The organism is Pseudomonas inefficax (assembly GCF_032164165.1).
GTDB lineage: Bacteria > Pseudomonadota > Gammaproteobacteria > Pseudomonadales > Pseudomonadaceae > Aquipseudomonas > Aquipseudomonas inefficax.
This window is the reverse complement of record NZ_CP134401.1, coordinates 28,157-40,938: the sequence shown is the minus strand read 5'-3', so window position 1 is coordinate 40,938 and position 12,782 is coordinate 28,157. Positions and strand designations below refer to the sequence as shown.

General features: G+C 66.6%; 9 protein-coding genes. All 9 read left to right on the top strand.

The window, feature by feature from the left end; all coding sequences use genetic code 11:
• The first annotated feature begins 2 nt into the window (after positions 1-2).
• The 9 genes from RIN61_RS00190 (at position 3) to mnxG (ending at position 12,767) form a co-directional block, all read left to right on the top strand.
• Positions 3-866, top strand: a complete 864-nt coding sequence (locus RIN61_RS00190) for a triphosphoribosyl-dephospho-CoA synthase (RefSeq protein WP_313855186.1) — start codon at positions 3-5, stop codon at positions 864-866.
• A gap of 1 nt (position 867) precedes the next feature.
• Positions 868-1,167, top strand: a complete 300-nt coding sequence (locus RIN61_RS00185) for a malonate decarboxylase subunit delta (protein WP_112254048.1) — start codon at positions 868-870, stop codon at positions 1,165-1,167.
• Positions 1,160-2,008 carry a biotin-independent malonate decarboxylase subunit beta gene (locus RIN61_RS00180; protein ID WP_025339385.1) on the top strand — a complete coding sequence of 283 codons (849 nt, stop codon included), beginning with the start codon at positions 1,160-1,162 and terminating at the stop codon, positions 2,006-2,008. The genes RIN61_RS00185 and RIN61_RS00180 overlap by 8 nt, the downstream gene beginning before the upstream one ends.
• Complete coding sequence (gene mdcE / locus RIN61_RS00175) at positions 2,005-2,796, top strand: biotin-independent malonate decarboxylase subunit gamma (protein WP_207879563.1); 792 nt, start codon at positions 2,005-2,007, stop codon at positions 2,794-2,796. Before RIN61_RS00180 ends, mdcE begins: the two co-directional genes overlap by 4 nt.
• Position 2,797: 1 nt before the next feature.
• Entirely contained in the window at positions 2,798-3,412 is a 615-nt protein-coding gene (locus tag RIN61_RS00170) for a malonate decarboxylase holo-ACP synthase (RefSeq protein WP_313855179.1), read from the top strand.
• Positions 3,409-4,329, top strand: coding sequence for a malonate decarboxylase subunit epsilon (gene mdcH, locus RIN61_RS00165; RefSeq protein ID WP_313855177.1), 921 nt, complete (start codon positions 3,409-3,411; stop codon positions 4,327-4,329). The genes RIN61_RS00170 and mdcH overlap by 4 nt, the downstream gene beginning before the upstream one ends.
• A gap of 203 nt (positions 4,330-4,532) precedes the next feature.
• The gene (gene madL / locus RIN61_RS00160; RefSeq protein ID WP_003258591.1) at positions 4,533-4,955 is read left to right on the top strand and encodes a malonate transporter subunit MadL; all 423 of its coding nucleotides are present in this window, start codon (positions 4,533-4,535) and stop codon (positions 4,953-4,955) included.
• 2 nt (positions 4,956-4,957) lie between these two features.
• Entirely contained in the window at positions 4,958-5,722 is a 765-nt protein-coding gene (gene madM, locus RIN61_RS00155) for a malonate transporter subunit MadM (RefSeq protein ID WP_024087229.1), read from the top strand.
• 1,201 nt (positions 5,723-6,923) lie between these two features.
• Positions 6,924-12,767: a manganese-oxidizing multicopper oxidase MnxG gene (mnxG, locus tag RIN61_RS00150; RefSeq protein ID WP_313855174.1), complete on the top strand. Its 5,844-nt coding sequence runs from the start codon at positions 6,924-6,926 to the stop codon at positions 12,765-12,767.
• Positions 12,768-12,782: the final 15 nt, after the last annotated feature.

Here is a 12,782-nt window from a genome sequence, read left to right as displayed (position 1 = left end):
CTGTGGGAGCGGGTTTACCCGCGAAGAGGCCAGCACAGGCAACCGAATTACCCCTGGCCGACCACCTGGCCGACCTAGCCGTGGAAGCGTTGATCGACGAAGCCGACCTGTCCCCCAAACCCGGCCTGGTCGACCGACGTGGCAACGGCGCCCATCCCGACATGTCTCTGGCCCTGATGCACGCCTCGGCCCTGGCCTTGTGGCCATGTCTGCGGCAGATGGCCGAAGCCGCCCAGACCATCGGCGCAATCAGCCCCCTCCTGCGTGCCACACTGGGGCAGCTCGGCCGCGAAGGCGAGGCGGCGATGCTGGCCGCCACCGGCGGGGTCAACACTCACCGTGGCGCAATCTGGGCCCTCGGCCTGCTGGTAGCATCCAAGGCCCTCGACCCCCAGGCGCAAGCCCCCACCTTGGCCGCCCGCGCCGGGCGCATCGCACTGCTTGATGACCCGGCCATGCCCCCGCAAGACAGCCACGGCCTGCAAGTATGCCGCCGCTATGGCACTGGCGGTGCCCGCGAGCAGGCGCAACAAGGTTTCCCAGCGGTTATCGCTCACGGCCTGCCGCAACTGCAGCGCAGCCGCGCCGCTGGAGCCAGCGAGCCGCACGCCCGGCTCGACGCGCTGCTGGCGATCATGGCCGTGCTCAACGATACCTGCGTGCTCTGGCGCAGCGGCCCGACCGGGCTGGCTGCCGTCCAGCACGGCGCCCGTAGCGTGCTGAGCGACGGCGGCAGCGCCACGCTGGCCGGGCGCCGGCAGCTGCGCCGGCTGGATCAGCATCTGCTGCACCTGAATGCCTCACCGGGCGGCGCCGCCGATCTGCTGGCCGCCTGCCTGTTCCTCGACAAAGCCGGGAGCCTGTGACATGGAAACCCTGACCTTTCAATTCCCCGCCGCTGCACCTGGGCGTGGCCGCACGCTGGTGGGCTGTGTCAGCTCCGGCGACCTTGAGGTGCTGATCGAGCCTGGCACCGCCGGCAGCTTGCAAATCCAGGTAGTGACTTCGGTCAACGGCAGCGCTGCCCGCTGGGCGCAGCTGTTCCAGCGCCTGTTCGAGGGCCGCAGCTGGCCGGCCATGAATATCGACATTCATGATTTCGGCGCCACCCCAGGCGTGGTGCGCCTGCGTCTGGAGCAAGGCTTCGAGGAGATCGCCCATGACTGATATCGCACGCCTGCTGCACAGCCGCAGCTTTGTCGAACTGGGTGCCCGCCAGCGCGCCCGCGCCGTGCTCGACCCGGGCAGCTTCCGTGAACTGCTGGGGCCGTTCGACCGGCTGATGTCACCCTGGCTACCGCGCCAGGGCATCGTGCCCCAGGCCGATGATGGCGTGGTCATCGCCAAGGGCCTGCTGAACGGGCGCAACGCTGTGGTTGCCGCCATCGAAGGCGGCTTCCAGGGCGGCAGCATGGGCGAGGTGGGTGGTGCCAAGATCGCCGGTGCGCTGGAACTGGCGATCGAAGACAACCGCAACGGCATCCCCACCTGCGCTGTGTTGCTGCTGGAAACCGGCGGTGTACGCCTGCAGGAAGCCAACCTGGGCCTGGCGGCAATTGCCGAAATACAGGCGGCGATTGTCGAGCTGCGCGCCTGGCAGCCGGTGGTCGGCCTGGTCGCAGGTTCGGTCGGCTGTTTCGGCGGCATGTCCATCGCCGCCGGCCTGTGCAGCCACTTGCTGGTCACCCGCGAAGCCCGCCTGGGCCTCAACGGCCCGCAGGTGATCGAGCAGGAAGCGGGCATCGGTGAATACGACGCCAAGGACCGCCCCTTCATCTGGAGCTTGACCGGCGGCGAGCAGCGCCACGCCAGCGGCCTGGTCGATGCCTATGTGGCCGATGACATCGAGGCGTTGCGCGAACGCTTGCTGCAATTGCTCGACGAGCCTTCAAGGGATCGCGCCGGTCAACACGCCTGGTTCCTCGAACGCCTGGCCCGGCTGGGCGATGGCTGCCCGCAACTGGATGCCGCTGCCGTGCGTGACCTTTACCAAGGAGAAGCCAAATGAACCGTGCCTTGAACTGGCTGCCGGGCCTGGCCGGCGGGCAAGCCTTGCCCGGCTACCCCGCGTCGTTGCGGGTAATCGATGGCGAACTGGACAACCGCCTGGCGCGTTTCATCGCCGTGGTGCCGGACGCCGACAACCCGTTCCCCCGGGCGCGCTCTGGCGAAGTCGGCCTGCTGGAAGGCTGGGGCCTGGCCAAGGCCGTGAGCGAAGCGGTCGAGGCTGACCGCCACGGTCAGAAGCGCGCCATCGTCGCGGTGATCGACGTGCCCAGCCAGGCCTATGGCCGCCGTGAGGAGGCATTGGGGATTCACCAGGCTTTGGCCGCTGCGGTGCAGGCCTATGCCCAGGCGCGGCTGGCCGGGCACCCGGTGATCGGCCTGCTGGTCGGCAAGGCCATGTCTGGTGCCTTCCTGGCCCACGGTTACCAGGCCCAGCGCCTGATCGCCCTGGACGATGCCGGGGTCATGGTGCACGCCATGGGCAAGGCGGCGGCGGCACGCATCACCCTGCGCAGCGTCGAGCAACTGGAAGCCCTGGCCGCCGAGGTGCCGCCAATGGCCTACGACCTGGCCAGCTACGCCTCGCTGGGTCTGCTGTGGCGTCGCCTGACGGTGGACAACGCCGAGATGCCGAGCAGTGCCGACATCGCCCAGGTACGTGCCTGCCTGGCTGATGCGGTGCGCGACATCGGCAGCTCGAGCGACCTGTCGTCGCGGCTGGCGGGCGAAAACCGCAGCGCCTCGCGCCAGGTGCGCGAACAGCTGCGCCGCCAGTGGCAGGGCGCTTGAGATGAACGCGCCAAGGCCGCACGACCTGCTCTGGGGCATGCCCGTATCGGGCCTGCCTGCTGATGCGCCGCGTTGGGCGCAGGATGTGCTGCTGAGCGGCCAGCCGGTGGTGGTGCGCCGTGCCACCTGTGCGGACGCCTGGGTGGCGGTGGGGCTGCGTGGCCAGGGCAGGGCGCAGCGGTCGGGTGTACTGATGCGGCTGGCCGATATCCAGTGTCAGCAAGGCCCCGAAACGCTGCGCTGGCAAGCTGAAAGCCCTTGGCCTGCATTGCAGGCCCTGGCCTCGGTCACCCCGGTACTGGATGCCAGCGGGATGGCGTGGGGGCCGACAGGTGGGGTGGGGTACCAGATCGCCACTGGCATTGAGGTGGTACACGCCGACAGCGACCTGGACTTGCTGCTGCGCACCCCACAACCGCTGGCCCGGGCGCAGGCGCGTGAGCTGCTGGATATCCTCGATTGCGCGCCTTGTCGTATCGACCTGCAGCTGGAAACCCCGGCGGGTGCGGTCGCCCTGCGTGAGTGGGCCGGCTTCGCCCGCCGCGTGCTGCTCAAGTCGGCCCATGGTCCACGCCTGGTCAGCGACCCATGGGCAGCGATGGAGCGTGCAGCATGAGCAGCTTGTTCGCCTTCCCCGGCCAGGGCGCCCAGCAGGTGGGCATGCTGCAGCGCCTGCCTGAGGGTGTCGGGCAATTGCTGGAAGAGGCCAGTGACACCCTCGGCCAGCAGGCCCTGGCACTGGACAGCCAGCAGGCCCTGCAGACGACCCGTGCCGTGCAGCTGTGCCTGCTGCTGGCTGGCGTGGCCTGGGCGCGCTGGCTGATGCAGCGCAGCCCCGCGCCGGATTACGTGGCGGGCTTGTCGATTGGCGCCTACCCGGCGGCGGTCACGGCGGGCGCCCTGGGCTTTGCTGATGCCGTGCGCCTGGTTGCCCTGCGTGGCGAACTGATGCAGCGCGCCTATCCGCAAGGCTACGGCATGACCGCACTCAGCGGCCTGGACCTGGCCTGTGTCGAACGCTTGCTGAGCGATGCGGGCGGCGAGGTGTATGTCGCCAACCTCAACAGCGACAACCAGATTGTCATCGCCGGTAGCGATGGCGCGATGGCTGCGGTTGCCGCCAGGGCACGCCGCCTTGGCCAGGGCGTGGCCCGGCGCCTGGCGATCAGCGTGCCGTCGCATTGCCCGTTGCTGGATGGCCCGGCGGCCGAACTGGCCAGTGCCTTCGCCACGGTCGAGCTGCAGCGACCGCGTATCACCTACCTCAGCGGCAGCAGCGCGCGGCCGATATTCGACCCACAGCGTCTGCGCGACGACCTGGCCGGCAACATGGCGCGGGTGGTCGACTGGCGTGCCACGTTGCGCAACGCCTATGAGCGTGGCGTGCGCCTGCACCTGGAACTGCCGCCCGGCAACGTACTCAGCGGGCTGGCCCGGCCGGTGTTCGAACAGGGCAGGGTGGTTGCTGTTGAAGGCACACGTTGGGATACCCTGGATGCGCTGCTGCGCCAGGAGGTGGCCGACGAACGATGATGGCAACACCGCGGCGGATGGTGATCCCTGTGGGAGCGGCTTTAGCCGCGAAGAACTCAACGCGGTGCATGGCACCGGCTGCGCCGGTGTTCGCGGCTAAAGCCGCTCCCACAGAGTTCAGTTCCATGGGGGCGAAAGCTGCACAAAGTGTGTTTACGAAGAACAACAACAAGCAACTTCGACACTACCTGAGGACAACAACAATGATCATCTATGGTGTGGCACTGCTGGCGGTCTGCACGCTTGCCGGCGTCATCGTCGGCGACTTCCTGGGCGTGCTGTTGGGCGTCAAATCCAATGTGGGCGGGGTCGGCATCGCCATGATCCTGCTGATCTGCGCACGCCTGTACATGCACCGCAACGGCGGCATGAGCAAGGAATGCGAGTTCGGCGTGGGCTTCTGGGGCGCCATGTACATCCCGGTGGTGGTGGCCATGGCTGCCCAGCAGAACGTGGTCACCGCCCTGCACGGCGGGCCGGTGGCGTTGCTGGCGGCGGTGGGTGCGGTACTGGTGTGCGGTGCGACCATTGCCCTGATCAGCCGCAGCCACCGCGGCGAACCCTTGCCGGCAGTGGAGGCCGGCCCCGAAAGCAATGTGCAGGCTGCCCCTGCAGGAGGGCGTTGATCATGTGGCCGATCATTGACAATGCCCTGGAACATAACGGTTTGATCACCGCCTTCGCGGTGGTGGGCGCGATCATGTGGTTGTCGGTGGTGCTGTCGAAGTACCTGACCTTCGGCCGCGTGCACGGCTCGGCCATCGCCATCGTCATCGGCCTGGTGCTGGCTTGGGTCGGTGGCACCATTACCGGTGGCCAGAAAGGCCTGGCCGACATGGCGCTGTTTTCCGGCATCGGCCTGATGGGCGGGGCCATGCTGCGCGACTTCGCCATTGTCGCCACGGCCTTCGAGGTGCAGGCCACCGAGGCGCGCAGGGCCGGGATGATCGGCGCGGTGGCGCTGCTGCTCGGCACGGTGCTGCCGTTCATTGTCGGCGCTGCGGTGGCCTACGCCTTCGGTTACCGTGATGCGGTGAGCATGACCACCATCGGTGCGGGTGCGGTGACCTATATCGTCGGGCCGGTGACCGGGGCGGCGCTGGGGGCCAGCTCGGACGTGATGGCGCTGTCGATTGCCACCGGGCTGATCAAGGCGATCCTGGTAATGGTGTTCACCCCGGTATCGGCGCGCCTGCTGGCGCTGGACAACCCACGTTCGGCGATGGTGTTCGGCGGGTTGGCGGGGACGGTGTCGGGGGTGACGGCCGGGCTGGCGGCGACCGACCGGCGGCTGGTGCCGTACGGGGCGCTGACAGCCACCTTCCATACCGGGTTGGGTTGCCTGATGGGCCCGTCGATCCTGTACTTCTGCGTACGCGCCCTGGTTGGTTGACAACAATCTGCTGGACTGCGCAGGGCCCTTGCAGGAGCGGCCTTGTGTCGCGATCGGGCCGCAACGCGGCCCCAGCGATATCCGCTCCGCAGCCAAGACCCTGGGGCCGCTGCGCGCCCCATCGCGACACAAGGCCGCTCCTACAGGTACTGCGACAACCTCGAGAACAATGCTGTACCTGTGGGAGATTGCCCAGCCCTTTGGGCTGCGCTGTCGCGTAGAAAACTGAATTCGCAAGCGGCCGCGTACCCTGTGGGAGCGGCTTTAGCCGCGAAGAATCCAACGCGGTGCATGGCACCGGCTGCGCCGGTGTTCGCGGCTGAAGCCGCTCCCACAGAGTCCCTGCTAATTCGATGAGTTATGTGCAGTTCTATGAGAGCTGGCTTGCCGGCGATGAGGCCTGTCGACTGAAGGTGGCAGCCGTACGCGGGCGTGAGAAAGCCGAGAAGAAGCTAGCAAAGACCCGGCCAGGCGAAAGACCGCCCACGTACGGCCACCATAGAGGTGCTGCTAGCTTATCTGTCGGGTTCTCATGCCCGGTCACCGGAGCGACCCGAAAACGTTATCCGTGAGGTGTTTCCCCGACAACAGCGATAGTTCGGCAGCGCGCGTAGGATAATTCCCAAGCGGGTCGTTTCTGAAGTATTTGGTTTTATGTTCAGAAATGTCTTACAGGTGATGGCTTTGTTGGCTGTGGGGTGTAGGGCGAGAGGTTGGGGTCAGGGCTGCCATGTGTCCGCCACTCCATTGTCGGTGCCAGTGAGATCGAGCGCCGCCCGCGCGGCGCTTCGCGGGGCAAGCCCGCTCCCACATTTGTTGCAACGTGGCCATGTCTGTTAGGCCATGGTTGTCAGCCTTGTTGGTCTGACTCGATTTCTCGGTTGGCGCTGCTGCCGCCTCACCAGTCTCAAGACGTGCTCCAAGGCAGGCAACCATGGCCTGACAGGTTCGGCACGTTGCAACAAATGTGGGAGCGGGCTTGTCCCGCGAAGCGCCGCGCGGGCGGCGCTCGATCTCCCAGGCAATGAAAATCTCATGACAAACACCCGCAACCCACCCCCCGTTTCGGGGAAAACCGCTGGGGAATCCTCCCCAATCTGTTTCGTTTGCCGCTGCAACCAGCTGAAAATAAAAGCAATCCGCTCCTGGCATACACCTTGCTCCAGCTCCCCGCAGAGATCCTGTGTCCCGGAGGTGCGGCATGTCTACGCCACTCAAAGGCCCCATCCTGTCATCACTCGTTCTGGCCTTGCTCGGCTGGGAGTCGACCAGCGAAGCCGCCGTGCAGTGCCAGCGCACCCTGGTCGCCAACGTGGTGGCGCTGGACCAGCCTCTGATGTTCAACCGCCTTGGCGCGCAAAACGCCAACGGCATGATGTTCGCCCTGCGCGAGGATGTGGTGGACGACAAGATGGTCCCCCTCAGCAGCGGCGGGGCGGCGGTACCGGGCAAGGTCACCCTGCGCCCGGACAAGCGCCCGCGGCCCATCGTGCTGCGGGTGGCTGCCGGTGAATGCCTTACCGTCAACCTGACCAACCTGCTCGACTACAAGGCCAACCCCAACAAGCACGGCATCGAGGCTGAAGAGCCCGAGGACGAAGAGGAGGGGCCGGAGCTCGAAAATGAAGCCGCCGAAGGCTTCGTCGCCGACGAGCAGGTGGCCGAACGCATGGTCGGCTTCCAGGTCAACGGCATGCAGGCGGTCAACAGCATCGCCGACATTTCTGCCTACACCGGGCGTAACGGCAACTTCTTCGTCAGCCCCGGCAGCACCCGCAGTTATACCTTGTACGCCGAACGCGAAGGCGCTTTCGCCGCTACCAGCAAGGCCGCCACCTTCGGCGGCGAGGGTACTGCGGGCAACGTTGCCAACGGCCTGTTCGGCCAGGTAGTGGTGGTGCCCAAGCTCGGCCGCACCTACCGCAATACCCTCACCGAAGAAGAAATGCGCCTGGCCACCACCGGCCGTACCGCCACCGGCCAGCCGGTGATCGACTACGAAGCCCGCTACCCGCAAATGCAACCCTGGATCGCCGAAGGCAAGGCCGGCAAGCCGATCATTGCCATGGTCGACGGCAACCAGATCATCAACAGCGAAACCGATGCCATCGTCATGGGCCCCAACCCCGATGGCAGCTTCCCCAAATCCACCTACCCGCTGGAAAGCCTGGGCAAGCGCAACCCGGCGTTGCCCAACCGCCTGGAGGCGTTCCGTGACTTCGCCTCGCAGTTCGCCGACGAGGTGGCCGGCACCCAGGCATTTCCTGGCTATTGGGCCGACCCGGTGATGGGCCACGTGCTGGAACCCACCCGCGACTCGTTCATGATCAACTACGGTTCCGGTGGCATGGGCGCCGAAGTGGTGGCCAACCGCCTGGGCGTGGGGCCGATGCACGACTGCCTGTCGTGCGCCTATGAGGAGTTCTTCCTCAGTGCGCACACTGTCGGTGATGTCGGGACCTTGGTGGACGTGCCGGCCAACGTCGGCCTGGAGCACATCCGCCCTGGCGAGATACCACCAGCCAGCGCCGTCGGGGTCAAGGCCAGCATGGCCCTGTTCCCGGCGGAACCGGCCAACGTGCACCACAGCTACATCGGTGACTTCACCAAGTTCCGCAACACCCACAACGGCCATGAACAGCACATCTTCCACCTGCACGGCCACCAGTGGCTGTTCAACCCCAATGACGACAATTCCGACTACATCGATGCCCAGGGTATCGGCGCGGGGGTCGGCTACACCTACGAAATCGCCAATGGCGGTGCGGGCAACCGCAACCGGGTGGCGGGCGATGCCATTTACCATTGCCACTTCTACCCGCACTTCGCCCAAGGCATGTGGGCCATGTGGCGGGTGCACGACGTGTTCGAGGAAGGCACCCGCCTTGCGGTGAGCGGGCAGGGCGAGAACGGCTTCCACGACACCCCGTTCGCCCTGCGCAGCGGCAAGCCAGCAGTTGGCGCCCGGGCGCTGCCCGATGGCGAGATCGTTGCCGGCACGCCGATCCCGGCCATCGTGCCGCTGCCCGGCAAGGCCATGGCGCCGATGCCAGGCAAGGTGGTGGTGGTACCGAAGCTGTCCGAAGAGCTGGTTGCCGCCAACGATGACGACGAGCCCGAAGAAGAGGATGACGAACCAGGCGACCAGACGCCGGTACGCAAGGCCATCGGCTCGCTGGCGCTGGTCGACCGCAGCGACGCCAACCGCAACGCCGACGGCACCTTGAAGAACCCTGGTTATCCGTTCTGGATCGGCGGCATGGAAAGCAGCGTGGGCAACCGCCCACCAACCCCACCTCTGGACATGCTCGACCCGGCCATGGCACGCCAGCTCAAGGAAAGCGGCAAGGCACTGTGGGCCAACCTCGACCCGAACCAGGTCGATGGCTGGGACGGCGGCCTGGGGCGCCACGCGCTGGACGGCGTATCGGCTGGCGGCGAAGCCGAAACCACCACCACCAAGCTCGATTTCACCAAGGTGGTACACAAGGCCAAGCCGATCTACCTGCCTGAAGAGGGCACCGATGTCGAGCAAGCGGCCATGCAGTTCCACGCCCTGGCCGAACACCCAAGCTTTGCCCTGATCCCCGGCAGCCAGCCGGTGGCCAAGGCGTTCCGCACCAACGGCGCCTTGCCGACGGCAGGCGCGCCGTTCTACGAGCCGTGCATGGATGACCGGGGCAAGCGCCTGACCCAGTCTTCCGGGGCAGGCGAGTACTTCAGCGGCGAAAGCCTGTCGGGCCTGAACTTCCGTGGCGCGTCGGCCTTCACCGCCGACCGCCCACGCATCTACAAGGGCGCCAACATCCAGTTCGACGCGGTGTACAACAAGGTCGGCTATCACTTCCCGCAGGCCCGCATCATTGCCCTGTGGGAAGACGCTTGGCCGGTGATCACCAAGCAGCGCCCGCCAGAGCCGCTGGTGATGCGCATGAACACCTTCGACTGCACCATGTACCAGCACACCAACCTGATCCCGAACATCTACGAGATGGACGACTACCAGGTGCGCACCCCGACCGACGTGATCGGCCAGCACATCCACCTGCCCAAGTGGGACCTGACCGCCGCCGACGGCTCGGCCAACGGCTGGAACTACGAAGACGGTATCCTCTCGCCCGGCAGCGTGGTCGAGCGGGTGCAAGCCATTCGCGCCTACAACGGCTGCACCCAGGGCGATAGCCGCGACGGCACCGCCGCCTGCCCGCAAGCCCGGCAGCACCCGTACTTCGGCCGCTTCGGCCGGGCCGACTGGCTGGGCGCACGCACGGCCATGCAGCGCTGGTTCGCCGACCCACTGGTGAACGTGTACAACGTGGACCGTGGCCTGGGCACCATCTTCACCCACGACCACCTTGGCCCATCGACCCACCAGCAGCTTGGGCTGTATGCCACCGTATTGGCCGAACCGGCCAACTCCACCTGGTACCACGCCGAAACCGGCGAGAAACTGTACAACCCGGCCACGCGCCAGGACGGTGGCCCGACCTCGTGGCAGGCAGTGATCCAGACCGGTGACCATGATGGCGACGGCAAGAACGACAGTTATCGCGAGTTCTTCCTGGAATACAGCGACTTCCAGCACGCCTACGAGGCCGGTGTGTACGTCGGCGCCGGGCCGGACGGCATCCCCAATGGCCAGTCGTACCCGGCCACTGCAGACAGCTTCCGCTACGCCATCAACCCGCCGGTGCGCGGCAAGGCGTCGAACCTGCTGGAGGCCATCGTCGAGGAACGCGGCGGCATCAACCCGGGTTGCCCGAGCCGACCTTGCCCGCAGGCGATCTCGGTGGATGACCCGGGCATGTTCGTCGTCAACTACCGCAACGAGCCCCTGGCCCTGCGTGTATACGACCCGAACAAGGTCGGCCCGGACGGCAAGCGTGGCATGCAGGCCGACGGCCTGGCCGGCGACCTCAGCCATGCCTTGCAAACCCGCACCGACCGCGCCATTCCGGCACTGAACCTGGCGCCCTCGGCGATCACCTCGGCGGTCGGCCCCACCGGTGGCACCACGTTGTTCCCGCCGCACATCAACGCGGCCGGCAGCGAACCGGGCGACCCGTTCACCCCGATGCTCCGCACCTACTCCGGTGACAACGTACGCCTGCGCATGCACGCCGGCGGCCATGAGGAGGAGCACAACGTCACCTTGCATGGCGTGAAGTGGCTGCAGAACGGCACCGGCTACGGCAACAGCTCCAACTCGGGCTGGAAGTCATCGCAGATGATCGGTATTTCCGAACAACTGGGCTTCATGGCGCCGGTGTCGATGATCTCCAGTTCGGCTGCCACCAACGGTGACTACCTGTATTCGCTGGATGCGGCCCTGGAGGGCTACTGGAACGGCATCTGGGGCATCATGCGCAACTACACCGCGCAACGTGCCGACCTGTTCCCGCTGCCAAACAACCCGCAGCCGGTGGCCATGCGCAACACCGTGAACTTCGACGGCATCTGCCCGAAAACCACGGCCAACCCCAACGGTATCGGCAGCCGCCCCACGGTCAAGCGCAGCTACGAAATCGTCGCGGCACTGGCCAACGACATCCTCGAGAACCGCAACGGCGTCAGCATCAACGACCCGGCTGGTGTCGGCCAGCATGTCGGCGGCCCGCTCAAGGCCAACGGCGGCACCCTGGTGTTCAACAGCCGCAAGACCGCCATCCCGCTGGTCAGTGGGGTAGACCCCGAAGATGGGGAACCCTTCACCATCGGTGGCCACAGCGCGCCGCTGCACGACCCGACCGCGATCCTGTATGTGCGCAAGGCCGACCTGGACGCCACCACCGGCAAGCTCAAGGCGGGCGTGCCCGTGGAACCGCTGGTGCTGCGTGCCAACGCCGGCGAGTGCATCAGCGTTACCCTGGAAAACCGCCTGCCGCTGGTGATGCCAGACCTGCCCAGCACTGCAGTGATGCACAACGTGGTCAAACGTGACCGCTTCGACAGCGAGGGTGCCACCGCCTTTGCCAACAACCTGATGCGGCCGTCCAGCCACGTGGGCCTGCATGCCCAGCTGCTGGCCTACGACATCACCAAGTCGGACGGTGCCAACGTCGGCCTCAACCCGGTGCAGACCGTGCCCCCGCGTGCCGGCACCAGTGGCGCCTGGCCGACCCGTACCTACCAGTACTATGCGGGCCACCTGGAGCGTGAAGGCAAGCCGGTGTCGCAACTGGGCCGCACGGTGGACAACATCAACAGCACGGCCATCGAGTTCGGCGGCCTCAACCTGACCCCGTCGGACGTCATCAAGCAGCCGCAGAAAGGCCTGGTGGGTGCCATGAGCATCCTGCCGCAAACTGCCACCTGGACCGAGGACGCCGCAACACGGGCCCAGGCCACGGTCAAGGTCAGCGGCCAGCCGGACTACCGCGACTTCGTCACGGTCTGGCAGCGTGCGCTGAACATGCGCTGGGCCGACGGCCGACCGGTGGAGGGGATCAATACCGAAGGCAACGGCGCCGCCGGCGACCCGCAGGACAACGGCAACATGGCGGTCAACTACAAGACCGAACCCCTGTGGCTGCGCTTCGGCATGGCCCCCGACTCACCCTTCGGCCGCGCCGGCGGCCTGGGCTTTGGCGATGTACCCAACGCCCACATGGCCTACGCCAACGCCCTGGTCGGTGGCGACCCGCAAACCCCGGTGCTGTACGCCAAGCCCGGCCAGCCGGTGCGCAACCATATCGTGATGCCCAGTGGTGGCAGCCGCGGCATGGTCTACCAGCTGGATGGCCACTTGTGGCCACTGCACAACTACCAGGCCGAGAAGAACGACGTGGACGGCTACCCGCTGAGCCTGCCCGGCATCGGTTCGGTGCGCTTCGGCTACAACCCGATGGCCATGTACATCGGTGCCCAGGAAAGCGTCCTGCCGGCTGCGCACTTCAGCTTCATGCTGCCCAGTGCCGGCGGCGCCAACGCGGTGGCGGGTGACTACCTGTTCCGCGACTACGCCGCCTACGGCAACCTCTCGGGGCTGTGGGGGATCTTGCGGGTGACCAATGAAGCGCCACCGGCAACGGCACCGGCGCAGTGAAAGTGGATGGGGGCG

Bases quoted from the DNA above. Each gene is read 5' to 3' on its own strand.
- mnxG (WP_313855174.1), top strand. From the start codon at position 6,924: ATGTCTACGCCACTCAAAGGCCCCATCCTGTCATCACTCGTTCTGGCC.
- mdcH (WP_313855177.1), top strand. From the start codon at position 3,409: ATGAGCAGCTTGTTCGCCTTCCCCGGCCAGGGCGCCCAGCAGGTGGGC.
- madM (WP_024087229.1), top strand. From the start codon at position 4,958: ATGTGGCCGATCATTGACAATGCCCTGGAACATAACGGTTTGATCACC.
- RIN61_RS00185 (WP_112254048.1), top strand. From the start codon at position 868: ATGGAAACCCTGACCTTTCAATTCCCCGCCGCTGCACCTGGGCGTGGC.
- madL (WP_003258591.1), top strand. From the start codon at position 4,533: ATGATCATCTATGGTGTGGCACTGCTGGCGGTCTGCACGCTTGCCGGC.
- mdcE (WP_207879563.1), top strand. From the start codon at position 2,005: ATGAACCGTGCCTTGAACTGGCTGCCGGGCCTGGCCGGCGGGCAAGCC.
- RIN61_RS00170 (WP_313855179.1), top strand. From the start codon at position 2,798: ATGAACGCGCCAAGGCCGCACGACCTGCTCTGGGGCATGCCCGTATCG.
- RIN61_RS00180 (WP_025339385.1), top strand. From the start codon at position 1,160: ATGACTGATATCGCACGCCTGCTGCACAGCCGCAGCTTTGTCGAACTG.